This is a genomic window from Neptunomonas marina (assembly GCF_004005935.1).
Taxonomy (GTDB): domain Bacteria; phylum Pseudomonadota; class Gammaproteobacteria; order Pseudomonadales; family Balneatricaceae; genus Neptunomonas; species Neptunomonas marina.
This window is the reverse complement of record NZ_SACQ01000001.1, coordinates 97,402-122,366: the sequence shown is the minus strand read 5'-3', so window position 1 is coordinate 122,366 and position 24,965 is coordinate 97,402. Positions and strand designations below refer to the sequence as shown.

The following is a 24,965-nucleotide window of genomic DNA, read 5'->3' as shown; positions in this document are numbered from 1 at the left end:
AACTTGCGATAACAGCGCGGCTGCACAATCAGTGCAACCAACAGTTTAAAAAATAAGCGCGAAATTATAACAGAATCGACGTAAAAAACAGAGGCTCTGTTATAGGTTTAGATTACGCATAGTCAAACAATAGTGGCATGGCCGCCCAGCTAATCACGCTCCAGACGCACAGTTACACGGCGATTACGTGCTCGATTAGCTTTTGAATTGTTCGCCACAACCGGATAGCGCTCGCCATGGTAGCGCGTGGTGAGCATATCTTCGTCAATACCTTGCGTCACAAGGTAGCGCGTTACCTCTTCGGCCCGCTGTTTAGACAGATCACGGTTCAACAAGCGGCGCCCTGCATTATCTGAATGGCCATCGACATAGATACTGGTCACTTGCTTGTCTGTCTTCACATACTGCGCAATGGTATCAAGACGCTCCTTCGTAGCATCAGACAAGCGCCATTGCGCTGGCGGGAATAGCACTGCAGTACGGGCTACCTGCCGGTAGTTAACCGGTAGCAGGTTATCAACACATGTGATGTAGTCTTTATATGTTCGCTGGAAATTTGCAGACGAGAGCGCAACACGCACATCTTGGCCCGTACCGAGCCAGTTCAACATCGTAAAGGTTGGCGACATCCCCTTATACAGAGACGCTAACATCTGGCTGGCGTAATCAGGTTTGGCTAGAATTTTTCCCGACTGAGCATCCACATCAACTTGGCCAATGACAGCAGGTGCTGTACCCGGCTGCCATGGCGATGCCTCTGCAACCAGTTTTACCCGCCCCTTGTATGCCCCTTTGTGGGTTGGTGAAAGTTCAAAATAAGCACGTTCTCCCGCCTCATGAACAAAAGAGGCTAAGCCAAAGGAGGGCACCACTTGGCGCAACCGACAAAAAAACGGCGACGATTCAAGATCCCACTGAGACTGCTCGATGCTGGCACGAAACGTCACCGCATTCGTATATTGTGCAGCGAGACTCAAAACCAACACATGGCATACCGTTAAAACCCTTATACCCATTCAGATTTAGCCTTCATTCCCTATCTAGTGCTTAACCAAGACATTCGGCAGCGAGATGTTTGTTTATACCGGAAGATGACTGTTAGAATGTCGCTTATATGCACTTATTTCAAGCGGTCATTACTAAGGATTCCCTTTGAGCAATCATCAAATTTCTCAGCTCATGGCTGAGCGCTTCCGCGGTTACTTACCAGTCGTTATTGACGTCGAAACAGCGGGTTTTAATGCACGCACCGATGCCCTTCTCGAAATTGCTGCCGTCACATTGACGATGGATGAAGAGGGATACTTGATGATCGACGAAAGCTTTGAAGCCGAGGTGATGCCTTTTGAAGGCGCTAACTTGGAAGCATCAGCACTCGACTTTACAGGCATTGATCCCTACTCCCCCGACCGCAATGCAATGATCGAGAAAGAGGCGCTTGAGCTGATATTCAAGCCCATTCGCCGCGCGGTAAAGTCCCATGGTTGTAAGCGCGCTATTTTAGTAGGTCACAACGCATCCTTCGATCAGGGTTTTGTTAACGCTGCGGTTGAGCGCTGCGACATCAAACGCAATCCGTTCCACCCTTTTTCAAGCTTCGACACCGCTACTTTAGCAGGACTTGCTTACGGCCAAACAGTCTTAGCTAAAGCGTGCGAAGTGGCAGGCATTCCTTTTGACGGCAAAAAAGCGCACTCAGCACTATATGACACAGAGAAAACCGCCGAGTTGTTCTGTGGCATTGTGAATCGCTGGAAAGACCTAGGCGGCTGGGACATGGTACTCGCTCTGCACGATCAAGAGGGTTAACAGCCTCGTTTTGCAGGTACAAAAAAAAGCCGCGCATAAGCGCGGCTTTTTTATGAGCAGGACAAACTTACAGGTTGTCTGCTTCTTCAGATAGGTACTTAGCAACACCTTCAGGGGATGCAACCATACCTTTGTCACCTTCCTGCCAGCCAGCTGGGCACACTTCACCGTGTTCTTGGTGGAATGCTAGTGCATCAACCATACGCAGCATTTCGTCAACGTTACGGCCTAGTGGCAGATCGTTAACAACTTGGTGGCGAACCAGACCATCTTCGTCGATCAAGAAAGAACCACGGAATGCAACACCGCCTTCAGACTCAACATCGTAGCCTTGGCAGATTGCGTGTGTCATATCAGCAACCAGCGTGTACTTAACTGGACCGATACCGCCTGCGTCTACAGGCGTGTTACGCCATGCATTGTGAGAGAAGTGAGAATCGATAGAAACACCGATAACTTCTACGTTGCGCTTTTTGAACTCTTCGATACGGTGATCGAAAGCCAATAGCTCAGAAGGACATACAAACGTGAAGTCCAGTGGGTAGAAGAATACAACCGCCTTTTTCCCTTTAATTGCTTCAGACAGTGTGAACGTGTCAACGATTTCGCCGTTCGCCAATACTGCTGGTGCTGTAAAATCAGGAGCCTGTTTACCAACTAGAACGCCCATTTATCTTCTCCGATATCTTCCGTTGTTTTAAGTAGCGTGTCGCCTAAATATTAAACGACACAAAGATCAAATTTGTATTACGCGTCGTCTGCATCTTGCGGCGCAGCAGCTTTTACCATCTGCTCCAGTTCGCCCGTCTCTGCTAGTTCACAGATGATGTCGCAGCCACCAACCAATTCACCCTTAATCCAAAGCTGAGGAAACGTTGGCCAGTTTGCGTACTTTGGTAGCTCAGCGCGGATATCCTGATTCTCAAGAATATTCACAAATGCGAAGCGTTCACCACAGTTCATCAACGCTTGTACAGCACGTGAAGAGAAGCCGCACTGCGGAAAACGCGGTGTGCCCTTCATATAAAGAAGGATCTCGTTGTTATCGATTTGTTCTTTAATAGTGTCAACTACGCTGCTCATCTATCTACCTTCTTGTCTCGCTGCTTCACCTAAAAGTTAATGCTGTGGACTCTAACACATAACCAAGTAAATTACTCGGGTACATTTAAAAATCCACGGTAAGAATCAGGTGCATCAAAAATGTTATACAACTTTTTATGGTGTTTACCTCATCATATTTCAAGGCCATCATTCACAGACAATGCGGAAAGTTGCGAAACCGCATAGCTCACAATAGAATGCTAATACTAGGATGGCAGCTCAAGCTGCCTTTTTGCGTTGTAGGGAGTAAGAAAAAAGATGTCTCAACAGCCACTTATGAACACATACAACCGCCTCTCCGTTAGTTTTGAACGAGGCGAAGGGTCGTGGTTATACGATACCAACGGCAACAAATATCTAGATGCTTTGTCTGGTATCGCAGTGTGCGGTTTAGGGCATGCTCACCCAGCAGTAACGCAAGCCATCTCAGAGCAAGCGGGTAAACTGGTCCATACTTCAAACCTTTACTCGATCCCGTTGCAAGAGCAACTCGGCGCCCGTTTAACCGAGCTCTCCGGCTTAGATAAGGTGTTTTTTGCCAACTCAGGGGCCGAAGCTAACGAAGCAGCTATCAAAATCGCACGCAAGTTTGGCCATGCCAAAGGCGTCGAGAACCCAGCAATTATCGTTATGGAAGGAGCCTTTCACGGCCGCACCATGGCAACGCTGAGCGCCACAGGCAACAGAGCAGCCCAAGCGGGCTTCGAGCCTCTCGTGGCGGGGTTTATCCGCGCCCCGTTTAATGATGTCGAAGCCGTTAAATCGATTGCTGCAAACAACAAGAATGTTGTGGCGATCTTTGTTGAGCCAATTCAGGGTGAGAGCGGTATCCAGATCCCAGACGCTAACTATCTAGCAGATCTGCGCGATATCTGCGATGAGCAAGACTGGCTTCTAATGCTGGACGAAGTACAAACAGGTAATGGCCGCACCGGGCGTTACTTTGCTTATCAACACACAGTTGTTGTGCCAGATGTGGTCACTACAGCCAAAGGCTTGGGTAACGGCTTCCCGATTGGCGCTTGCATCGCCAAAGGCCGCGCAGCAGAAACTTTTGCGCCTGGCTCCCACGGTTCCACATTTGGCGGCACACCGCTGGCTTGTGCAGCCGCATTAGCTGTGACGGAAACGATCGAGAAAGAGAATCTTTGCGCCCGCGCGGAAGCACTCGGCCAACACCTACTAGAAGGTTTCAAAGACCAGCTTGAGGGCATGGATTACATCAAAGAGATTCGCGGCAAAGGCTTAATGCTTGCTATCGAGTTAACTGAGGCAGGCACCGAGCTTGCTGTCCTCGCGAAAGTGAAAGGCATTTTGCTTAACGTGACCGGCGGTGGCCGAGTCATCCGTTTGCTGCCACCTTTGACCATGACGGATACAGAAGCCGACCTTCTGATCAATACGCTAACTAAGCTGATAAAGATTTACGCAGCTGACGAGCGTTCTAAACCTAGAAAATAGCACACCATGCTACACGGAGCCGCCCGTCCGGGCGGCGTAGATAGGATTATGAAAACTAGACATTTTTTGACACTCCAGGATTTAACACCTGAAGAGTTTAGGCAGATTATTTCTCGCGCTAGCGAGCTCAAAAAGATGCAACACGAAGGTACGCCTCACAAACTGCTCGAAGGCAAAGTGATGGCGATGATCTTTGAAAAGTCATCCACTCGTACTCGGGTTTCATTTGAAGCAGGTATGGCGCAGCTTGGCGGCCACGCTATGTTTTTGTCCTCAAATGATACTCAGCTAGGCCGCGGCGAGCCGATTGAAGATTCAGCGCGCGTTATCTCAAGCATGGTCGACATCATCATGATCCGTACTTTTGGGCATGATATCGTCGAGAAGTTTGCAGAATACTCAAAAGTACCTGTTATCAACGCTCTCACAGATGAGTATCACCCCTGCCAACTACTGGCTGACATGCAGACCTTTTTTGAGCATCGCGGCGATATCCAAGGGAAAACTGTGACTTGGATTGGCGATGGCAATAACATGTGTAACTCGTATATTAACGCTGCCGCGCTGCTGGACTTCACCCTCAACGTGGCATGCCCACAAGGCTATGAGCCAGACAGCGAGTTACTTGCTAAGCACCAAGGCCGTGTCAACGTGATGCGCGACCCCAAAGATGCCGTAGCAGGTTCGCACTTAGTGGTGACCGATGTATTCGCATCGATGGGCCAAGAAGATGAGCAAGAAGCACGTTTGAAGCTCTTTGCCGACTACCAAGTCAACCCTGCACTGATGAGCCTTGCAGACAAAGACGCCTTGTTTATGCACTGTCTGCCAGCCCACCGCGGTGAGGAGATCAGTGAAGAGATGCTAGATACTGAGTGGTCTGTTGTGTTTGATGAAGCGGAGAATCGCCTACATGCACAAAAGGCACTGATGGAGTTTCTGGCGAGCTAAGCTTGCTAAAAAGACTCGCGAAGAACCGCCTTTTCCGTCTACACTGAGAATTAACTCAGACGTAGGCGGACAGGTTTAGGATAGAGGCATGATTGAACTCAGACACCTTAAAACGCTCGCTGCTCTCAGGGATGCAGGCAGTTTGGTTGAAGCTGCAGACAGGGTACACCTGACTCAGTCAGCCCTCTCTCATCAGATCAAGGACCTGGAAGACCGGTTAAACTGTTCACTGTTTATCCGTAAAACCAAACCTATTTGCTTTACCTCAGCAGGCCAACGCTTGCTGACACTAGCAGATGAAGTACTGCCCATGATCCGCAACACCGAGCGTGATATCGCAAGATTAGCGGGCGGTGAGGCTGGGCGTCTGAATATCAGCATTGATTGCCACAGTTGCTTCGACTGGCTAATGCCGACCATTGATCACTTTCGCCAGAACTGGCCTGAAGTGGAGATGGACCTGGCCAGCGGTTTCACCTTTCAACCGCTGCCAGCGCTCGCGCGCGGCGACCTAGACTTGGTGATAACCTCCGATCCAGAAAAGCGCACCGGCATCGCTTACATACCGTTATTTAGTTACGAATCTCTGTTGGCAGTGGGCAAACGTCACCCTTTGGCCACGAAACGCTATATCCAGCCTCAAGATCTAGCAGAAGAGACGGTTATCACCTATCCCGTTGAACAGAATCGTCTTGATCTATTTACGCGCTTTTTAGATCCTGCAGCGGTGGAACCGGAGTCCATTCGCACCGCAGAGCTGACACTTATGATCCTTCAGTTGGTCGCCAGTGGCCGTGGTGTGGCGGCGCTACCAAACTGGGCACTACATGAGTTCCTACAACGGGATTACGTTACTGCCAAACCGCTAGGCGAGAAAGGCGTATGGTGTACGCTCTATGCCGCCATTCGCGAAGACCAGCGTAACGCCGAATTTATGGTCGACTTCTTAAGCACCGCGAAAGAGGTCTCATTCAGTACGCTCGCTGGCATTAAATCAGCGTAGAAATCAGGGCGCAGCTAGGCGCCTTGATCTGCCTCCCACGCTTCAATCACCTCTTTCGCCGCACGGAACGCCTCTTGAGCCGCTGGCGCACCGCAGTAAACAAAAGAGTGTAATAGTACTTCTTGAATCTCTTGCGGCGTGCAACCGTTACGCAATGCGCCGCGCACATGGCCTTTTAGTTCGGCTGGCGCTTTAAGCGCTGCTAACATTGCTATCGTCACCAAGCTACGCGTACTGCGTGGCAACCCATCACGCTGCCACGTTGACCCCCATGCATGCTCATTTATCCAAGATTGCACGGGCTCTGTGAGTGGTGTTGTTTGCTCCATGGCGCGGCTAACAAACTCCTCACCCATGACTTCTGTGCGAACACGAAGGCCGTTTTCATAATCTTGCTGTGACATAGTCCCTCTCTTATCAACGAGTACATAAAAACAACGGTGCTTTTCCATTAACAGCTCTTGTTTATCAGTACCGATTCCTTACACTGGTCTCTCATTTAAACCTAAAGACGTAAGATGAGCACCATGACAACCTGGACACCAAGCAGCTGGAGAAGCAAACCCATTGTACAACAACCGGCCTATACCGATCTTGAAAAGGTTCGTGCGGTTGAACAGGAGATGGCTGCACTGCCTCCATTGGTGTTTGCAGGCGAGATTCGTTCTTTACATGACAAACTAGCTCAGGTTTCTCAGGGCGAGGCGTTTTTGCTGCAAGGCGGTGACTGCGCCGAGACGTTTAGCGAGTTTAACGCCAACAAAATCCGCGACACCTTTAAGGTTCTGCTGCAGATGGCCATCGTTATGACTTTCGCAGGCCAAAGCCCAGTGGTGAAAGTTGGCCGCATGGCGGGCCAATTCGCGAAGCCACGCTCATCAGATACTGAAACCAAAGATGGTATTGCGCTGCCAAGCTACCGCGGTGATATCATTAACGACATCGCGTTCACCGCGGATGCCCGCACTCCAGATCCAGAGCGCCTGCTCAAGGCCTACCATCAAGCGGCGTCGACACTCAACCTACTGCGCGCTTTTGCACAAGGTGGTTTCGCGGATCTTCATCAGGTACATCGCTGGAACCTTGGCTTTGTTGAGAAAAGTCCACTGGGCGAAAAGTACCAGCACCTATCTGACCAGATCAGCCAAACGCTTGAGTTTATGAAAGCATGCGGTATTTCATCGGATAATACGCCGCAAATTTCTGAAACCACGTTATATACCTCTCACGAAGCCTTGCTGCTTGGCTATGAAGAAGCATTGACACGCCAAGACAGCATTTCAAATGACTGGTATGACTGCTCTGCTCACATGCTGTGGATTGGTGACCGTACTCGCCAACCCGACCATGCACACGTTGAGTTCCTGCGGGGCGTGAAAAACCCTATTGGTATCAAAGTGGGCCCAACAACTCGCCCAGAAGACCTTATTCAATTGCTTGATACCCTAAATCCAAACAACTTGCCGGGCCGCATCACACTCATCGTACGTATGGGTGCTCAGAAAATTGCCGACCACTTCCCTGCTCTGCTGCGCGCAGTTCAAGCAGAGGGGCGCAACGTTGTGTGGAGTTCAGACCCGATGCACGGCAACACCATCACAGCGTCAAGTGGCTATAAAACACGTAGCGTCGAAGCGATCTTGGCTGAGATTCGTGCCTTCTTTGAGATTCATCAGGCTGAGGGTACCCACGCTGGTGGTGTACACCTAGAGATGACTGGCCACAACGTAACTGAGTGCATTGGTGGTGCATTTAAGATCACCGAAGAGGGGCTAGCGGACCAGTACGATACATTCTGCGATCCACGCCTAAACGGTGAACAAGCACTTGAGCTTGCATTCCTGATCGCTGAAACGATGAAAGCTGCAAAAGGTAAAGCATGAGTCACCACGACCAACTAAGCGGCGTACTCAGCCAAATAAAAGCGGAGATGCAAGCTAAGAAGCTGTGGCAAGCGACTCCGCCATCTGCTGAAGCGATGGCTAGCCAGCAGCCTTTCTGCGTAGACACGTTGACGTTTTGTGAGTGGGTGCAGTGGATTATGCTGCCGCGCTTTGAACAGATGCTCGCCGCAGGTATGCCATTACCGAGCAACAGCGATATCTACTCAATGGCAGAAGAGGCGCTGAAGCTTGAACCGGTTGAAACCAGCCGTTTGGCGAAACTTTTTTTAGATCTCGATAACTGTCTACGCACGCCCCACTAGACCGTATCAACCTAAAAGGCCGCGTTAAATATGCGGCCTTTTTTATTCTGGCAATTCAAGCAGCACCGCTGCTTGCTGGCTCATCGAGTGTAATGCGGCTCGCCCGTCGCGCCAGCTTTGCACGACGAATCGCATCGTAGCTAAACACCACAAAGCCGATCCATACCAAAACAAAGGTTGTGAGCCGCTCCTGATCGATAACCTCACCAAATACGAAGACAGCCAACATAAAGTAAAGTGTGGGCTCGATATACTGCAAGATGGCAATCGTTGAGAGGTTCTTCAGCCGGGCAACGCCAAAGGCAAACAACCCGAGCGGCAGTATCGTCATCGGAGCCGTTAACATCAGTAAAATCTGTGTATCAAGCTCGCTCTGCTCCCAATGCGTCTGACCGGCGTTGCCGATAAGATAGAACACCGCAAACGGCACCATGAGCAAGGACTCAGCCGCAAGCCCATTAAGTGTATCGATACGGACCTGTTTTTTGATGATGCCATAACCACCAAAAGCCACTGCGATACCGACCGTTAACCAAGGGAAGCTCGCAAGGTTCAAACAGGCGTAGAGAAAACCACCTGCACAGAACAATAAAGCCACTAGCTGCAGCCGTGTTAGTGTTTCTTTCAGGTAGAAAACACCCACTAAGATACTCACCAGCGGGGTAAGAAAGAACGCCAAGCTCACCATCAAAACTTGGCCATTAGTGGCACCCCATGTGTTCAAATACCAACTGGTCGATATACAGGCAGTCGATACAAACAACCATGCGAAGGAGCGTGGCTCCATTAGCAGCCGAAAAACACGCAGCGGTGTTGATGTTATCCACAGCAGCAGCGCCATCAGCGGTACCGACCACAACACGCGAAATGCGAAGATCTCCATCGCATCAACGCCTTTCAAATGCTGGTAGAACAGTGGGATCAAGCCCCAAACAACATAAGCGCACGTTGTCCAAGCCAATCCACCTTGGAGAAGATGGGATAGATTCATGAGCGAAAACTAGGAAAATGGTCGTAGTTAAAACAGGAACGCGCATTATCCCGATCGCCTAGAGCAGGTCAATTCAGTTTATCTAAAATAGATATAAGAACAGATTATATTGTCGAATGAGATGCTTTCACCGAAGAGGTCAAAGAGGGAGGAATTGGCAGGCGAGTACGCTTACCCACCTGCCAGAGGAGCATTACTGTAAGCCCGCTAGTACAATCTCATTGTAGCTAACAACACCCACCACTTGGCCCTGCTCGATAACCGGCGCAGTCGATAAGCCGAAGTTATCAAACAGACGCGCGCAGTAACGCACATCCATGCGCGGCTCGACGCTGATCACCGGTTTCGCCATCACCTCATACACGTTCACACGCTCTGGTGAACGGTCTTTAGCGAGCACATCTTTCGCAATATCGGATAACAAAACTAAACCAAACTCGTCATCTGCATCTCGCTTTTTCACGATTAACAAAGAGGCCTTCTCCTCCTTGAAGATACGCAACGCATCTTTTACCGACATCAGCCCATCAACCATGGCGTAGTCTTGCATCATGACATCCGCAACACGCACCAGATTACGCTCTGTACTCATATTTCGTCCTCCACAAAGGCCGTCAGTTTTTCTATTTGATGCCCAACACCTACCGCATCTTCGACATCGATCTGTATTGCCACGCCTTGCCCTGGTTCTTCATCAAACTTGGCTGCGGCGCTAATCGTCTCGAGGATCTTGCGGCTTAAATGCTCCTCAACAATAAATAGCAGCACATCACGCTGTGTCTCTAGCGAAAGACCAAAAAACGTCTTGGCTCGATTCACACCCTCACCGCGAGCGTTATTGATTATCGTCGCCCCTGTCGCACCCGCGTCCCGTGCCGCCTTCATGACAAGATCTGTCTTGCTATCTTCTACAAATACAACCAGTAGCTTAAAGTGCATTATTCACTCCCTCGTTTTCAGCCAACACGCGTTTCTGTTTTTCGCGGGCAGCTAGGTATTCTGTAATCTGCGCGTATCCCATCACCGATATCATGGGGAATAAGCTTGCAAAGGCGATAAGGCCAAAACCGTCAATTAACGCACTGCGCCCCGGTACTGTCTCCGCTAGGCCAAGACCTAACGCAGCCACTAATGGAACGGTAACCGTGGAGGTGGTCACGCCACCTGAATCATATGCCAACGGCACGATGAGCTTAGGCGCAAACGTAGTTTGGATCACCACAACGATATAACCGGCGATAATGAACCAATGGATGGGGTAACCCGTCACAATGCGCCATGTTCCTAACGCAATACCAACAGCCACACCCAGTGCTACGGCTAATCGCAGCCCCCAGACACCGATCGCACCACCTGATACCTCATTTGCCTTAATCGCCACCGCAATTAACGAAGGCTCTGCAATGGTCGTACTCGCACCAATCGCAAAGGCGAATAAAAAGACCCAGTAATAATCACTCCAATGCAGTGCAGTAGATTGATCTAAACTCCCGGACCACTCACGAATAAACTCTGGATTGGTCAACTGCTCAGCCATCAAGCGCCCTATCGGAAATAGTGCTTTTTCAAGCCCAAGTAGAAAGAGCGTTAGGCCTATCAACACATAAACAAAACCAATTAGGACTTTGCTAAACCTTGGAATCTGTCGGCGAATAACAAGCAGCTGGAAACCAAAGATGATCACAACAATCGGCAAAACATCCTGAATCGTAGCTAAGAAGACGCTAAAAAAGTCACTCAGTAGCTGGTTCATGAAATCACCATTCCATAGCCCATCACAAAGATCATCGGCGTCAATGACGCAAATGCTATCAGCCCAAATCCATCCACCATGGGGTTACGCCCTTTAATAGAGGAAGCCAGCCCAACACCCAGCGCAGTTACCAAGGGCACAGTAATCGTTGAGGTTGTAACACCGCCTGAGTCATATGCGATACCGATAATTTCGCGTGGCGCTAACGTCGTCATCAATACCACTAATACGTAACCACCAATAATCATGTACTGGATAGACCAACCTTTGAGAATCCGTAACACACCTAGCACGATGGCTAAGCCTACAGAAACGGCTACGGTTAACCGCAGACCCGTCGCATAATCCGCTTGCGCCTGCTCGGTGGTTTCAATCATGCCACCCTGCGCCGCGATACGTGCAGCTTCAGCAGCCACGGCGATGAGCGCAGGCTCTGCTACGGTCGTGCCAAAGCCTAGAGCAAACGCAAATGTCAGCAACCAAAAGACACTCCCTTTGCGCGCAAAAGCCTGCGCCATGGATTCTCCAATGGGAAAAAGCCCGAGCTCTAGGCCATAGATGAAAAAGGTTAACCCGAGTGTGACACAAGCAAGGCCTACAATGAGATTGGCGAAGTCGGGAATAGGTTGTTGCAGGACCGCAATCTGAAAGAAACCGATCACCACAACAATGGGAGCCAAGTCACGTAAGCTACCTAAAAGTGAGTGAAAAAGCGCTATCATTCGTCTCCGTTGAAATATATCTAAGCAATTGATTCTTCAATAAGTTTAGTTCACATTGCAACGATACACTCAGCTTCGTAGTGCTACTTCACACCGGCTTGATCCAAGTCACATTCCACCTGTCATGTTTTTGCAATAAACCCGACTCAAGAAGCACTGAAGCAACCTGCTAATACTGGTAAACTTAGCGTCTTTGTCTGGTTTAACTTTCTTGCTGAGGTATCGATGACGCAACTTTCCAGTATCAGTAAACTGCTCCAACAAAGTGGTGCTCAATTTCGAATCTTTGATATGGGACGACGTATCAGCAAGCTGACCACTGACCAGTTCGATAAGTTCGAGCAAGGCCTTATCCCCTACCCAACACCCTACTTACACCATGCTTGGCTCGCACTCATGTTGTGGAACCCAAAGCATAAGCAGCAAAATGTGGTTTGGTTTCTGAAGTTCCCACTGGATGAACAGGGCTTTCTTGTACAAGCGGTACGTGATGATTTCTTGGGTCGTTTAATGCAAAACATCCAGCAAATGCTGGATAACAACGCGATCTCCGAAGCTAACGACGCACTCAAGGACAACCCCTTCTCCTTCACACCCGATCAAGAGAAGATGGCGATGTTTCATGCCATCGCTGCACACATTACACAGCAGCCTGCGAGCCAGTTTTTAGCGGGTGCAAAAGCGTACTTCAGTGGTGATTTGGGCTGGGATCAGTGGTCAGGCGTGGGTTACCAGGGCATTGCCGATCTGGTCGCTGACCTAGAATCACAGCAGCAGTATCTGCTTAACGCAATACCAAACATACCTAGCGAACCCTTGGTTGCGCTAGCCACCTGTTTGGAGCACTCCAAGCCTGATCATAAGATCGCTGAAGCGCTGCTCGCCCGGCTTAAAAAAGCAATCGCTGAACCCGAGCAAGCAAGCTTAGTCGCGGCGCTACTCAGGGGGCTATCCAACACTCATAGCGATACGCTACGCTCACAAGCCCTGCAGCTGACTTTAAACTCCCAATATCAAGGAAGTGCAGAGGTGATGGCCGCTATCGCAACACGCTGCAACGAGTCACTACAGCACCCCGAACTACTGCATCTATTTCTTGAGCGGCTCGCCGTTTCGGAAGCAGGACAAGCAGGATTTTCGCGCATTCTCGCTGATCTGATGTTTATTCCGGTCATGCGTATTTTGGTACTGCAACAGTTCCGTAATGAAAACCGCAGCGAAGCACTTAGCAAGGCGGTTGGCGCCATGTTCGGAAAGAAATTCAGCTAACACGACTTAAAAGCAAAAAGGCACCGTGTCACGGTGCCCCTTTTTTACGCTTACCACTCTAATCGGGCAGCTTAACACTTAACCCTAACTCGTCTGCCTTTTGCTGTGATTTATGACGGTAATTTGCCCGCGATCTTGAGCCTTCGGGCTTCGTGAGATAGTAAAGCAGCGACGCCGCTACCTCTTGCGAGATATTGTTGCTATCACCAAATGCTTTAACGACATCACATACCGTTAGCTCGCGCTTATCTTCTAGTGCACGCGCGGAGGGTTCTTCAAGCGGCTCACCACTGTGAAAACGGCGCTTAACCATGTCGTAATGGTAGCGGAACACCGGAAACACCTCGCGCTCTTCCTGCGTACGCAATCGAAACCACTCGGTTTCTTTGCCGGCATGGTAGACCACAGGGTGCGACCAGTTCGCTGTCGTGGGCTGGCCCGCATATCGGCATGCCTCAACATAGGCGTCCCAAACCGTTGGCACACCATCGCCACCATCCAACTGGTCAATAATGGCCAGAAATTCTGAGATCGACGGCATCCACGCCAAGGTTTCTTTACAGCGGTCAACCGCAGCAACGAGCTGCGCTTCGCTAAACCCTGATAACGAGAGAGCCCATTCTCGTTTGGCTATCCGAATCTCATCTTCTGTTTCAAAGCAGCTCTTAAACTTGTGGCCGTAGATCGCCATAAATCTAGCGAAGATCATGTTGACCATCGCCTTGGTTTCAACACCAATTTGGCGCCCCGAGCCAGATGGTTGGCCCGAGTTACCAGTCGGTGTCTTTGATATCCATGATGGCTGCTGTAACCCGTTTGCGTTTCTCGCGAGTATCTCTGCGGGGGTTTTCATGCTTATTACCTGAATATCCTGAGTTATCTTTTTGCTGCTCGCGAGCATCACGGCTCTGCTTCTGAACCCACTCGCGCTTCACCCATGCTAAGAACTTCTGATCCCAGTTGCTCTCACGCCGGTCTTTATCGATATAGTAAAGGGTGAACTCGTCGATACAACCCTCAACAAACTCTGCAGGAATTTGGTGACGAGGTAACATCGAAAAAAACATCTCCGATGGCCGCCAATTTAGCTCCATCTTATGTAGCTGCTGGTTACGCTCCTCGTGGCGATCAAAAAGCTGCTGTAACTCGTCTTTTTGTCGATTCCAACCTAGGCTACCACCAAATGCTGGCGCAGGTCCCCGTTCACGCATATTGTTCCGGGAAGGCAAGGGCCTAGGCGGTGGTGGCGGGGGCACATCCACAACAGGAAGTGTATCGAGCGCTTCACGAGGAGGCTCGTTAGGCTCAGCAGGGGGGACTGACTCAGAAAAATCCGCTAGCGTCACCGAACCATTACTGTGCAATGTAATGCTCAAAGCGCGTTTATCAACCAACAGCGCGACCAATTCATGAACACGCTGAGGCTCCCAGTAAGCAGTGAGCTGCTGCCACTGAGTGGCGGGTAAAACCTGTACACGAGCGCCTAAACGGTCTGAGCGCTTAGTACTCAGCGCCTCGTAACAAAGACTGAACAGTAAAGCCCCTTCAACACCTAATAATTGAATATGCGAGGGGTAGAGCAAGTGGGGCTTTTCTGGAATAACTATCGACATACACCTACCAAAAGGCCATTAACAACAGCGGCCTCTCCCTAGCTGCTGCCTAAGCATCAGATATGTTGAGCAAACTCTTCAACAGCACGCAGCACATCGCGACGGCTGATCTGCCCAACTAACTTACCATCATTAATCACCGGTATCCTGCGACGGCCTTTATCAATGAATAGTTTTGCGACTTCAACGATATTGGCATCATGCGCCACCGTTTCAACGTCAGTTGTCATACAATCTTTAACCTGACCACCAACCTCTTCTTCATGATAGGTGAGCGTCAGAATAGCACGCAGGCAGTCAACTTCAGACAACAAGCCAACCAGCACACCGTGCTGATCGGTTACTGGCGCTCCTGAGATACGATGCTCCAGCAACAGATTGATCGCTTCAAATAGATCTGTTTCTGGGCGAAAAGTTACCAGACCTGTCGCCATATAATCTTGAACTTTTACGGACTTAAGCATGAATACTCTCCATCTTAGCGGGTGGAGTGATCACACTACGATGCGATCAGTAGCCCCACCTTTTCCATATTAGATCAATATTATTTTCGCTGATACCGGATCTTAGTTAAAGACCACTGTTTTATTGCCGTGCACGAGAATACGGTCTTCTAGGTGCCAACGCAGACCACGTGACAACACATTTTTCTCGACATCACGGCCGAGGCGAACCATCTCTTCTGGGAGATCTCGGTGGCTGATACGAATCACATCCTGATCGATAATCGGCCCGGCATCGAGATCTTCTGTCACATAGTGGCAGGTTGCTCCGATAAGCTTCACGCCCCGCTCGTGTGCCTGATGGTAAGGCTTGGCGCCCGCAAAAGATGGCAAGAAGCTATGGTGGATGTTAATCACACGGCGTGCATAAGTTTCACACACATCTGCAGGTAAAATCTGCATGTAACGAGCCAATACGATCACATCCGCTTGATAGTTCTCGATCAACTCACTGACCTTATCAAAATGCGGTTGCTTATTCTCTTTGTCCACCGGAACATGGTGGTAAGGAATGTCATGCCACTCCACCATTTTGCGCAGGTCATCATGGTTAGAGATGACACATACGATCTCACAATCGAGTTCTTTGTCGTGGTAGCGGTGCAAAAGATCCGCCAAACAATGGGATTCTTTACTCGCCATCAGAACAACGCGGCGCGGTTGCGCTGAGTCTGAGATATGCCAGTCCATGTTAAATGACTGCGCTATCGGATCGAACGCTTCGCGCAGAGCATCGATATCAAACGGTAACGATGCTGCGCCAATTTCCACACGCATGAAAAACCAACCCGTCGTTGGATCAGAGTGCTGGTTGGCATCCTTAATTGAGCCGCCGTGACTGGAAATAAAGTTACTAACCATTGCGACAATACCCACACGATCCGGGCACGATAACACCAGTCGAAAGCGACGTTCCATTTTCTTATCCACTCTTAGTCAAACTTGGACGTTTTGCTATGCGATCAGCAAAACTCAAAGCGCAACATCATAACAGCAAAAACCCTTATAACACAGGCTTTAAGCGTCGCGGCCATCAGTGACACAACCTTCCGAAGCCGCATGATATGATGGCAATATGGAAAAACCTGAACTGATCTGCGGCCCTGACCTTTCGCTCTATTTATGGCGTGACTTTTTAAACGCCGATGAGCAACAGAATCTCTTACATAGCTTACGCCATGACATTGAGTGGCGTATTGATAAGATCAAACTGTTTGGCAAAGAGCACTTTATTCCCAGACGCCAAGCCTTCATTGGCGACCATGGTCTTAGCTATCGCTACTCAAAGCTAACGCTCACTGCTGACGCATGGCCGACCCCTCTAGATAGGCTGCGTAATACCGTCAGTCGGCAATGCGACACACCTTTCAACTGTGCACTGCTCAATCACTATCGCGATGGCCAAGATAAGATGGGATGGCACAGTGATGACGAGCCCGAACTCGGCCAAAACCCTGCGGTTGCATCAATCAGCCTCGGCGAGGCTCGGCGCTTTGTTTTACGCCACAAAACGATGAAGAGCTGCGAAAAAGTGGACCTAACCCTGACCAGCGGTTCACTGCTATTGATGGCAGGAACAACGCAGCACTTTTGGCAACACTCTGTTCCCGCCTCAAAAAGAGTGCACCAAGAGCGCTACAATTTAACATTTCGCTACATTCGATAAAGGAATTGCAATGAACGCCACCATCGACCTACTCAATGCTCACCGTTCTATTCGCGCTTTTACTGATCAACCGATCGAAACATCCGACCTGCACACACTCATCCAGGCAGGCCAAGCAGCCGCGACATCGAGCTTTATCCAGGCGTGTACGGTTATCAATGTCACTGATGCTGAAAAACGCCAAGCATTAGCACAGTTCGCCGGTAACCAAGCCTATGTGGCTGCAGCTCCTGTATTTTTGGTGTTCTGCGCGGATATGAAGCGCCATCAACTGGCTTGTCAGATGCATGATGCTCCGATGCAAAGCGGCTTTACCGAGCAGTTCATCACCGCCACAACAGACTGTGCACTCTTCGCACAAAACGTTATCGTTGCTGCCGAATCACTTGAGATGGGCGGTGTTTACATCGGCGGCCTGCGCAACAATATCGCTGCGGTCAGTGAGCTATTGGAGCTTCCTGAGCTAGTTTATCCGGTATTTGGTATGTGCTTGGGTTACCCCGATCAGAACCCAGAGGTTAAGCCTCGTCTCCCCCTCCCTGTCGTGCTCAAAACAGACCGTTACACCGATACTGACGATCAAGCTCACTTAGCTGAGTATGACGAGGTGATTCGGGAGTACTACAAAACCCGAACCGGTGGCCAAAAAGATATGAGTTGGACAGAGCAAATCTCAGGCATGCTTGTAAAAGAGGCTCGCCCGCATATGCTGCCGTTCCTGAAAGAGAAGGGGTATCTTCTTAAGTAGCCTTTGCTCGGCCATAAAATGTCTATACTCTAACTTAGTAACCACAAATTTTATGGGACAACATGGAAGTAACCGAGGATCAGGTGCCATCATGGCTACCGGAACCGTCGCGCAGTAGCGATAGTCAACCCAATGTGCAGGAGCTCAATAGGCTCCTGCAACTGCAGCGCGACCAATTGGGAAATATCACCCAAAACTTGCCCATAAAAACGATACTTCACAGTATCTGTCAGGATATCGAAGCATTGATCGCTGGGAGCTACTGTTATGTGATGCTGCTACACCCGCTTACAGGCCAACTGAACCTGAAGTGTGCGCCGAGCATAGACAGCTCACATCGAGAGCTTTTTCGAGGAGTCATACCGGGGCCTAAGTCGCGAGCTTGTGGCACCGCCGTCTTCGCCGATCAACCAGTGTTTTGTTCGCACCTTAGAACGGATCCTAGATGGAAAGACTCATTAGCTATTGCTGATATCCTGGCCGTCGAATCCGCTTGGGCGTACCCACTTCATGATGCGAATCAGCACCCCTCTGGCGCGATTGGAATACTCTTTGAGACGTCAAAACAACCGTCACCGATAGAAGCGCGTACGCTAGAAACAGCCGCATATCTGTGCAGCATCGCACTGAACCAGCATATTAGTTCCCGAGACCTGAAAGCATCAGAACAACGCTTTTCTCATGTTGCGGCATCGATACCGGGAGTTGTCTTGCAAGCGGAGTTTACCCCCAAAGGTTTGCCCTACTTCTCATTTGTTAGCTCGGGAATAGAGGCGTTATGCGGCGTGACCTCAGATGAAGCCTACCGCAACTTTAATAGTGTCTGGAAACGTGTTCCCCAAGAGGATCAGCAGCGTATCTTCAAGCACTTGGAGAACCCAGCATCTGCACCTTGGTCTGTGGAGTGCCGTGTTACCGATGGGAATGACCAACTTAAATGGGTCCACCTTGCTGCAACACCCGAGTGGCGCCAAAACGGTAAGTTACACTCCCTCAATTGCATCCTGCTAGATATCTCTAGAGAGAAAGAAGCACATGCTCAGCTCGAACTTGCTGGGATCGCCTTCCAGTCCACAACTGAAGGGATCGTGGTTACAGATCATCTATGTCAAATCGTAGATGCCAATCGTGCCTTTTGCGAAATGACAGGGTACAGCCGTGCCGAGCTATTAAGAGAAACACCACACCTGCTAAGCAGTAACACCGCCTCAAAGCAGCAAATCGATGCTATCTTCAAGCACGCACGCAGCGTCGGCCATTGGCAGGGAGAGGTCTGGCATCGCCGCAAAAATGGCGCTAGTTACCCCCAGTGGATGAACATCAACGCAGTCTATAACGCGCAACAAGCAGTAACGCACTTTGTTATTGTTGCGGCGGATGTAACAGATATCAAAGAATCGGAGGCGAAACTCCGACACCTCACACACCATGACGCATTAACCGACCTCCCTAACCGCAAACTCTTTAAAAAACTCGTCGATCACGTAATTGATACGGCATCTGATGCGCAGCACTGCGCTGTATTGATGATTGATCTTGACCGCTTTAAACATGTCAACGAGACAATGGGACACCAAGAGGGCGACCAACTGCTGATCCAAGTCGCGAGGCGGCTGCAAGAAACGCTCGATGATACAGCCATTCTCGCCCGCATTGGCGGCGATGAGTTTGCGATATTTGTAGAGCAGTGCGCTCACTTCGGTGCCGCCGAAAAGATCGCAATGCAAGTCGTTGATGCGATGGAGTATACGTTTGAGCTTGGCGGGCGTAGCTTCTTTACGACGGCAAGCCTCGGTATATCCCTCTTCCCCGAGCATGGTTTTGATAGCGAAACACTGATAAAGAATGCCGATACCGCTCTACATCAGGCCAAATCCGGGGGGCGTAACAAATACGCATGCTACCAACCAGAGCAAACTGAGCGCATAGAGCAATGGGTTCGGCTAGAACCTGCGCTGCGTAACGCTCTTGAGAGTGAACAGTTCGAGGTGTACTACCAGCCGCAAATCGATGCATTAACCGGCAAGATATCAGGCGCTGAAGCGCTATTGCGCTGGAATCACCCCACAGAGGGACTGATTTCTCCGGGCCAGTTTATTCCTATCCTAGAGGAGATAGGACTTATGACACGTGTGGGAAACTGGGTGCTCGAGCAAGCTGTTAAGCAGGCGCTTGTATGGCGTCAGTCGGGATTTCCTAACTTCCGTATCGCGGTTAATATCGCAGGGCCTCAAATCTTGAGCGGCGGTTTGGTAGAACTCGTCGAGAGACTTCTAAAAGATTCACACCTAACCCGCGACCTTCTCGAATTAGAGATTGTCGAGACCATGGTGATGCAACATGCTAACGCAGCCCAACCTGTTCTGCAGAGGCTCCGTGAACTTGGCGTGCGGATAGCCCTTGATGACTTTGGCACTGGTTACTCCTCACTGAGCTACCTGAAAATGCTACCTGTGCAAAAGGTTAAAATTGATCAGTCTCTCGTTAGAGATATACCCGAAGACCCAAATGATGAAGCAATTGCTCGCGCAGTCATCGCACTGAGTCACAGCCTCAACCTCAGTGTATGTGCTGAAGGGGTTGAGACCTACGAGCAACAAGCGTTTTTACGCCGGGAAAACTGCGATCAGTTACAAGGCTATTTAATCAGCCGCCCTATGTCAGTGGCTCAAATGAATCTGTGGCTACAGCAGCAAATCAGCATCGCGTTATAGCGTATCGAGCAGGCTATTAACCCAAGGGATGATGAGTTCTTCTGGATCAGAGACCTCGGCAGCGTCGATCACCAAACGTTCAATGGCCGGCTTCATCTGCATGTCATGGAGTAACTCCTCAAGTTGTAGCGGAGCTTCGATAAAGGTCTCATACGAGCTATCTCCAAATGCAACCATCGCATAGCGCTGCCCTTCGCACTGGGGCAGCGTATCTTTCAGCTCGCAAAACAGGGGCATTAAGTTGCTGGGTATTTCGCCCATGCCGATCGTGGCACACGTAACCACCAAGCAATCAACTGCCGAATCGGTTACCGACTCGGCAGTTGGACTATGCAAACACTTAGCATCATGCCCAAGCGCGGTAAGCTCGTCGCAAATATCTAAAGCAGCCGTTTTCGCACTGCCATACGTTGACCCGTAAATCACTGTAAAAGTGGCCATTTCATTCTTCCTCAATAGCTGAGTTGCCGTTATAGCAAGAGAGCCTTAGTTGCGAAACCCTTGATGCAATCTAAACTGAAGCTAGTGCTGGATTAACATAGGATCAGACTTATGGCACATACACCTCTCGCAAAACTGCTCGAGCAATGGGAACAACAAGCCGCCACTAAAGAGGACCAACAAGCATTAACATGTACCATTAATACCGCCGATCATATTCGCTTGAAGGCGCTCGCAAGCACCTACAACTTATCTCTCGATGAAGTTATTACCGCTCTGCTCCACACCTCACTCAACGAAATAGAACAACAAATGCCTTATGTGCCTGGCACCCATGTTATTAGAGTGGAAGATGGAGAGAATATTTATGAGGATATTGGCCCAATGCCGCGTTACTTAGCCGCGCAAAAATCACTCAACAATAAATAACAAACCGTATCCTTTTAGGAACAAATAAACATTAAGTCGAGCTCACTGACGCTTACCCCTTAAGCAAATTAAAACATTCGTTTAAATTTGCTTAAGGAACACGACCCGTGGCCGTAAAGCCTACTAACTTAGACATCACCAAAGCCGCCTTTAAATAGCGTAGCTACCCGAGTTCTGGCTGTCGCAATAATGCGTAATTACCGCTAGAATGATCCAAATTTGTTTTGTAACGGACGCAAAAACACTATGAGTTCTTTTTTTAGGACAGTTAACCGCAAAGCCCTCTCCTACTCACTCACTACCGCTCTTTTAGCAGCAATGAGCACCCCGCTCCACGCAGAGCAGGAGTTTTGGGAGTATGAGATGCAACCTGGCGATAACGTCTGGAAGATTGCTCATGAAATGTTAACGGATTGGCGCGCTTGGAAAGAGATCACGCAGTTAAACAATGTAAGTAACGACCGTTTAATGGCCGCTGGTACAACACTGCGCATTCCACGCTCTTTAGTGAAAACGCGCAACGCAGAAGTCGACTTACTCACAGTTTCCGGTGAGGTCCAGATACAGCGCAATGGAAGTAGCACGCGTGAAGCTCTAACGGATTCACTCGCACTGGCCGAGGGCGATCGCCTGTTAACGAGTGCAAACTCCAGCGCACTCATTGAGTTTGAGGACAAGTCCAAAGTTTTGTTGACGCCAGATAGCGAGCTGGTGATCAAGCGCTCTTCCGTTATTGGCGCGCAACGCAAAGTTATCGATATTAATGTTGAGCTGGCAGAGGGCGAAGCAGAGATTAGAGCAAACCCGAACAAAACAGACAACTCTCGTTTTATTATCGAAACACCATCCGCTTTCGCTACCACGCGAGGTACCGTGTATCGAGTACGTGCCGCCGGTGACGAAACCGCAGCTGAGGTTACCCAAGGAAAGATCGAAGTCGGTAACGCCGTTGGTTCGCGTTATATTCCTCAGTCGTATGGTGTGATCACCCAAAAAGACGCCCCGATTCAACCGCCGAAAAAGCTTCTCGACGCGCCTCAATTACCGGCGCTGGGTACGGTTCGTTATCTGCCCGCAAAACTGCAGTGGGATAAAATCAACGGAGCTGTTGCTTACCGTTCGCAAGTATCTGAGGGCGAAACGTTTAACAGCCTAGTACTGGATTCTATTGGACCTGCAAACAAGGCTAACCTGCCTGTCGCGCTAGCAGACGGCGTATACTGGCTGCGCGTAAGAGGTGCAGACTCTGAAGGATTGCAAGGCAACGAGAGAATCGCGCAATTTACTATTGATGCGCGCCCATTTCCGCCAGTGATCCAAAAACCCCGCACGAAGGATAAGCTTTATTCTGGCCCAGTAGATTTTATCTGGACGGAGCCTGAAGGTGCTGACAACTATCGCTTCGAGTTAGCAGCCGATGAAGCCTTTACAAAGATCGTCACAACCACAACGGTTTCTGATACTTCACTGACACTTGAGCAAGTTCAAGAAGGCAATTACTTCTGGCGCGTTACCAGCATTACCGATGAGGGTAAAGTAGGCCCGGCGGGCTATAGCACAGCGATCAATGTAAAACCTGTACCAAAAACGCCCGAGCTAGCGGAGCCATCGATTGGCGAAGATCAGATCAGCCTAGCGTGGCAACCAGACCCAAATACGCAGTACTTCCAGTTGCAAATAGCCTCTGACAAAGCGTTCGAAAATATCATTGTTGATACACGCTCTGACAGTGCCGATGCCGAGATACAGAAGCCAGAACCTGGTAGCTATTACATGCGTGTTCGTGGCTTTGACAATGACAACTATGCGGGCGCTTGGACAAGCCCACAAAAGATTGATGTCCCTATCGAAAACTTCTTACCAATGATTCTGTGGGGAATCTTCTCTGTAGCCATCTTCCTCTAGGATGTACCTATACGCATGGATTTGTTGCGACATAAAGATATAGGATTCTTACTCTGTTTAGCGGTGGTTCTATTGGTGGCGTTCAGCCCCATAGGACACCGCTTAGACAACACACTGTTTGATCTATGGCCATTTGAGCAAGCCGAAAGTAACAGCGACATCATCGTCGTTGAAATCGATAATAAGAGCCTCTCCGCACTCGGGCGCTGGCCTTGGGAGCGGCACCTACATGCTGAAATGATCCACCTACTCGACCAAGCCGAAGCCAACCAAATCGGCTATAACGTCGCTTTCGTAGAGCCGGATACATCACCTAACTCGGAAGACCACCTGCTTCTTACCGCCATACGGAATAGCGGAAATGTCGTTCTCCCCGTCTTTGCTGAGGACGGCAAGACAATCATCCCATTTCGTAATAATACTGTTCCGGAAGGCGCGAGGCTTGGGCACGTGGATGTTGAGGTCGATAGCGATGGCTATGTGCGGCGGGCGTTTTTATATGCTGGCATCGATAAAGCGCGCTGGCCAAGCTTCGGTTTAGCAACCGCCGGGAGCTTGGAAACACTTGGGCAAGAGGGCCGCTTACCTGGAACACGTTCACCCGAAGCCCATATGGGCACCAAGCGTAAATGGACGCGTGATCACGAGGTATTAATGCCTGCGTTTACCGGGCCTATTGGTATTCAGCGCTATAGTTTTATTGACGTGTTAGAGTCACATATTGATCATGAGATCTTTCGAGGTAAAGATGTCTTCGTAGGTATTCAGGCCACTGGATTAGAGCCCAAGTTTTTAACACCCGGTACGCAATACCCTGAAATGTACTCTGGCACTAGCTTAGCGGCCGGGCTGCATATGTCGTTAAAATCTCGGCATATTCTGACGCCAATTTTACCCATTTGGGGCCTAACTTATGCACTAGTGATCTTAATATTAGGCTATGCCGCGATATTTCTAACAGGGTACCCTCTACTGATCCGTGCACCTATTGTTCTTACGTTAATCGGCACATTAAGTGTCCCTGCATTCGCTATTCACTTTGGCTACTGGCTCCCAACAGGCCCTGCGGCGGCAGCGATCATAGCGATGGTGACTCTTTATTTCCTAAAAACACTGTTCTTCAACGATACCCGTAAGCGCAGCGATGCGATCACAGACCTATCAAACGCGAAGATGTTCAAGGAAACATTAGAGATTGAATGGGAACAGTGCCTAATCAAACGCATTCCAGTATCGGTGATCCTTATCGAAGTCGATTACTTTAAACGCTTTGTCGATACATTTGGCGAAGAACGCGGCAACTGGGTACTGGCACGCATTGGTCCAATTTTGCAATCACATAAACGCAAGACGCGCGATTTAGTAGCACGTTACGAACATGAGAAATTTGCCGTACTGCTGCCGATCACACCCAATAATGTGGCGCTCTCGATTGCTGAAAAGATGCGCGCCGAGGTAGAGCAACTCGACATTGAGCACAGCGGTTCAGAAAGCTCAGACGTGATCACACTGAGTGTCGGTGTTGCCACCAGTACTCGGACGATGGAAAGCAAAGAGGACCTTATCGAACAAGCAAAAGCGGCTCTCGCACACGCCAAACAATCGGGCGGAAACAATGTCGTGCAAGCAGAACCCGAAACTGCCTAAACTGCTATGGCTAACGTATAGCATCGAACA

General features: G+C 49.7%; 27 protein-coding genes. 13 read left to right on the top strand and 14 right to left on the bottom strand.

Features of this window, described 5'->3' with window-relative positions; genetic code table 11:
- Positions 1 to 149: 149 nt before the first annotated feature.
- Positions 150 to 1,016 carry a flagellar protein MotY gene (locus EOE65_RS00590; RefSeq protein ID WP_127692354.1) on the bottom strand — a complete coding sequence of 289 codons (867 nt, stop codon included), beginning with the start codon at positions 1,014 to 1,016 and terminating at the stop codon, positions 150 to 152.
- A 163-nt stretch (positions 1,017 to 1,179) separates the two neighbouring features.
- Between EOE65_RS00590 and rnt the strand changes: the two genes are divergently transcribed.
- Positions 1,180 to 1,809 (top strand): ribonuclease T, encoded by a 630-nt coding sequence (gene rnt, locus EOE65_RS00585; RefSeq protein ID WP_127693121.1) that lies wholly within the window; start codon positions 1,180 to 1,182, stop codon positions 1,807 to 1,809.
- A 67-nt stretch (positions 1,810 to 1,876) separates the two neighbouring features.
- On the opposite strand, the gene EOE65_RS00580 is transcribed toward rnt, so the two are convergent.
- Complete coding sequence (locus EOE65_RS00580) at positions 1,877 to 2,479, bottom strand: peroxiredoxin (protein WP_127692353.1); 603 nt, start codon at positions 2,477 to 2,479, stop codon at positions 1,877 to 1,879.
- 77 nt (positions 2,480 to 2,556) lie between these two features.
- On the bottom strand, positions 2,557 to 2,892 hold the full coding sequence (gene grxD, locus EOE65_RS00575) for a Grx4 family monothiol glutaredoxin (RefSeq protein ID WP_127692352.1): 336 nt from the start codon (positions 2,890 to 2,892) through the stop codon (positions 2,557 to 2,559).
- A 279-nt stretch (positions 2,893 to 3,171) separates the two neighbouring features.
- Between grxD and EOE65_RS00570 the strand changes: the two genes are divergently transcribed.
- The 3 genes from EOE65_RS00570 to EOE65_RS00560 all read left to right on the top strand — a co-directional run bounded on the left by EOE65_RS00570 (position 3,172) and on the right by EOE65_RS00560 (position 6,328).
- Positions 3,172 to 4,374, top strand: coding sequence for an aspartate aminotransferase family protein (locus EOE65_RS00570; RefSeq protein WP_127692351.1), 1,203 nt, complete (start codon positions 3,172 to 3,174; stop codon positions 4,372 to 4,374).
- A 48-nt stretch (positions 4,375 to 4,422) separates the two neighbouring features.
- On the top strand, positions 4,423 to 5,325 hold the full coding sequence (gene argF / locus EOE65_RS00565) for an ornithine carbamoyltransferase (protein WP_127692350.1): 903 nt from the start codon (positions 4,423 to 4,425) through the stop codon (positions 5,323 to 5,325).
- Between the two features lie 88 nt (positions 5,326 to 5,413).
- Positions 5,414 to 6,328: a LysR family transcriptional regulator gene (locus EOE65_RS00560; protein ID WP_127692349.1), complete on the top strand. Its 915-nt coding sequence runs from the start codon at positions 5,414 to 5,416 to the stop codon at positions 6,326 to 6,328.
- 14 nt (positions 6,329 to 6,342) lie between these two features.
- Here the strand turns inward: EOE65_RS00560 and EOE65_RS00555 are convergent, their stop codons facing one another.
- Positions 6,343 to 6,732, bottom strand: a complete 390-nt coding sequence (locus tag EOE65_RS00555) for a carboxymuconolactone decarboxylase family protein (protein WP_127692348.1) — start codon at positions 6,730 to 6,732, stop codon at positions 6,343 to 6,345.
- A gap of 123 nt (positions 6,733 to 6,855) precedes the next feature.
- Between EOE65_RS00555 and EOE65_RS00550 the strand changes: the two genes are divergently transcribed.
- Both EOE65_RS00550 and EOE65_RS00545 read left to right on the top strand, forming a co-directional pair.
- Positions 6,856 to 8,211, top strand: a complete 1,356-nt coding sequence (locus tag EOE65_RS00550) for a class II 3-deoxy-7-phosphoheptulonate synthase (protein WP_127692347.1) — start codon at positions 6,856 to 6,858, stop codon at positions 8,209 to 8,211.
- Positions 8,208 to 8,534, top strand: coding sequence for a YqcC family protein (locus EOE65_RS00545; RefSeq protein ID WP_127692346.1), 327 nt, complete (start codon positions 8,208 to 8,210; stop codon positions 8,532 to 8,534). The genes EOE65_RS00550 and EOE65_RS00545 overlap by 4 nt, the downstream gene beginning before the upstream one ends.
- A 55-nt stretch (positions 8,535 to 8,589) precedes the next feature.
- Here the strand turns inward: EOE65_RS00545 and rarD are convergent, their stop codons facing one another.
- The 5 genes from rarD to EOE65_RS00520 all read right to left on the bottom strand — a co-directional run bounded on the left by rarD (position 8,590) and on the right by EOE65_RS00520 (position 12,000).
- Complete coding sequence (gene rarD, locus EOE65_RS00540; RefSeq protein ID WP_127692345.1) at positions 8,590 to 9,525, bottom strand: EamA family transporter RarD; 936 nt, start codon at positions 9,523 to 9,525, stop codon at positions 8,590 to 8,592.
- A 193-nt stretch (positions 9,526 to 9,718) separates the two neighbouring features.
- Positions 9,719 to 10,117 carry a CBS domain-containing protein gene (locus EOE65_RS00535; RefSeq protein ID WP_127692344.1) on the bottom strand — a complete coding sequence of 133 codons (399 nt, stop codon included), beginning with the start codon at positions 10,115 to 10,117 and terminating at the stop codon, positions 9,719 to 9,721.
- Positions 10,114 to 10,464, bottom strand: a complete 351-nt coding sequence (locus EOE65_RS00530; RefSeq protein ID WP_127692343.1) for a P-II family nitrogen regulator — start codon at positions 10,462 to 10,464, stop codon at positions 10,114 to 10,116. Before EOE65_RS00530 ends, EOE65_RS00535 begins: the two co-directional genes overlap by 4 nt.
- Positions 10,454 to 11,278: a DUF1538 domain-containing protein gene (locus tag EOE65_RS00525; RefSeq protein ID WP_127692342.1), complete on the bottom strand. Its 825-nt coding sequence runs from the start codon at positions 11,276 to 11,278 to the stop codon at positions 10,454 to 10,456. The genes EOE65_RS00530 and EOE65_RS00525 overlap by 11 nt, the downstream gene beginning before the upstream one ends.
- Complete coding sequence (locus EOE65_RS00520) at positions 11,275 to 12,000, bottom strand: DUF1538 domain-containing protein (protein ID WP_127692341.1); 726 nt, start codon at positions 11,998 to 12,000, stop codon at positions 11,275 to 11,277. Before EOE65_RS00520 ends, EOE65_RS00525 begins: the two co-directional genes overlap by 4 nt.
- A gap of 225 nt (positions 12,001 to 12,225) precedes the next feature.
- Between EOE65_RS00520 and EOE65_RS00515 the strand changes: the two genes are divergently transcribed.
- The gene (locus EOE65_RS00515; RefSeq protein ID WP_127692340.1) at positions 12,226 to 13,269 is read left to right on the top strand and encodes a DUF3549 family protein; all 1,044 of its coding nucleotides are present in this window, start codon (positions 12,226 to 12,228) and stop codon (positions 13,267 to 13,269) included.
- A 58-nt stretch (positions 13,270 to 13,327) separates the two neighbouring features.
- Here the strand turns inward: EOE65_RS00515 and EOE65_RS00510 are convergent, their stop codons facing one another.
- From EOE65_RS00510 to purU, 4 genes are all read right to left on the bottom strand, one after another.
- A complete protein-coding gene (locus EOE65_RS00510) occupies positions 13,328 to 13,978 on the bottom strand; it encodes a replication protein P (RefSeq protein WP_127692339.1) in 651 nt (216 codons plus the stop codon).
- 61 nt (positions 13,979 to 14,039) lie between these two features.
- The gene (locus EOE65_RS00505; protein ID WP_127692338.1) at positions 14,040 to 14,882 is read right to left on the bottom strand and encodes a DnaT-like ssDNA-binding domain-containing protein; all 843 of its coding nucleotides are present in this window, start codon (positions 14,880 to 14,882) and stop codon (positions 14,040 to 14,042) included.
- A 56-nt stretch (positions 14,883 to 14,938) separates the two neighbouring features.
- Entirely contained in the window at positions 14,939 to 15,346 is a 408-nt protein-coding gene (locus tag EOE65_RS00500; protein WP_127692337.1) for a CBS domain-containing protein, read from the bottom strand.
- A 102-nt stretch (positions 15,347 to 15,448) separates the two neighbouring features.
- On the bottom strand, positions 15,449 to 16,303 hold the full coding sequence (purU, locus tag EOE65_RS00495) for a formyltetrahydrofolate deformylase (protein WP_127692336.1): 855 nt from the start codon (positions 16,301 to 16,303) through the stop codon (positions 15,449 to 15,451).
- 157 nt (positions 16,304 to 16,460) lie between these two features.
- Between purU and EOE65_RS00490 the strand changes: the two genes are divergently transcribed.
- The 3 genes from EOE65_RS00490 (at position 16,461) to EOE65_RS00480 (ending at position 20,513) form a co-directional block, all read left to right on the top strand.
- Complete coding sequence (locus EOE65_RS00490; RefSeq protein ID WP_127692335.1) at positions 16,461 to 17,051, top strand: alpha-ketoglutarate-dependent dioxygenase AlkB family protein; 591 nt, start codon at positions 16,461 to 16,463, stop codon at positions 17,049 to 17,051.
- 10 nt (positions 17,052 to 17,061) lie between these two features.
- Positions 17,062 to 17,799 carry an oxygen-insensitive NADPH nitroreductase gene (gene nfsA, locus EOE65_RS00485; RefSeq protein ID WP_127692334.1) on the top strand — a complete coding sequence of 246 codons (738 nt, stop codon included), beginning with the start codon at positions 17,062 to 17,064 and terminating at the stop codon, positions 17,797 to 17,799.
- A gap of 62 nt (positions 17,800 to 17,861) precedes the next feature.
- Positions 17,862 to 20,513, top strand: coding sequence for a bifunctional diguanylate cyclase/phosphodiesterase (locus EOE65_RS00480; RefSeq protein WP_127692333.1), 2,652 nt, complete (start codon positions 17,862 to 17,864; stop codon positions 20,511 to 20,513).
- On the opposite strand, the gene EOE65_RS00475 is transcribed toward EOE65_RS00480, so the two are convergent.
- On the bottom strand, positions 20,508 to 20,954 hold the full coding sequence (locus EOE65_RS00475; protein ID WP_127692332.1) for a flavodoxin domain-containing protein: 447 nt from the start codon (positions 20,952 to 20,954) through the stop codon (positions 20,508 to 20,510). The two genes, EOE65_RS00480 and EOE65_RS00475, sit on opposite strands and share 6 nt — an antisense overlap.
- 111 nt (positions 20,955 to 21,065) lie before the next feature.
- Between EOE65_RS00475 and EOE65_RS00470 the strand changes: the two genes are divergently transcribed.
- The 3 genes from EOE65_RS00470 (at position 21,066) to EOE65_RS00460 (ending at position 24,935) form a co-directional block, all read left to right on the top strand.
- Positions 21,066 to 21,383 carry a hypothetical protein gene (locus EOE65_RS00470; protein ID WP_127692331.1) on the top strand — a complete coding sequence of 106 codons (318 nt, stop codon included), beginning with the start codon at positions 21,066 to 21,068 and terminating at the stop codon, positions 21,381 to 21,383.
- A gap of 246 nt (positions 21,384 to 21,629) precedes the next feature.
- Positions 21,630 to 23,288, top strand: a complete 1,659-nt coding sequence (locus EOE65_RS00465; protein WP_127692330.1) for a FecR family protein — start codon at positions 21,630 to 21,632, stop codon at positions 23,286 to 23,288.
- Between the two features lie 15 nt (positions 23,289 to 23,303).
- Positions 23,304 to 24,935 (top strand): CHASE2 domain-containing protein, encoded by a 1,632-nt coding sequence (locus tag EOE65_RS00460; RefSeq protein WP_127692329.1) that lies wholly within the window; start codon positions 23,304 to 23,306, stop codon positions 24,933 to 24,935.
- The last annotated feature ends 30 nt before the right edge of the window (positions 24,936 to 24,965 follow it).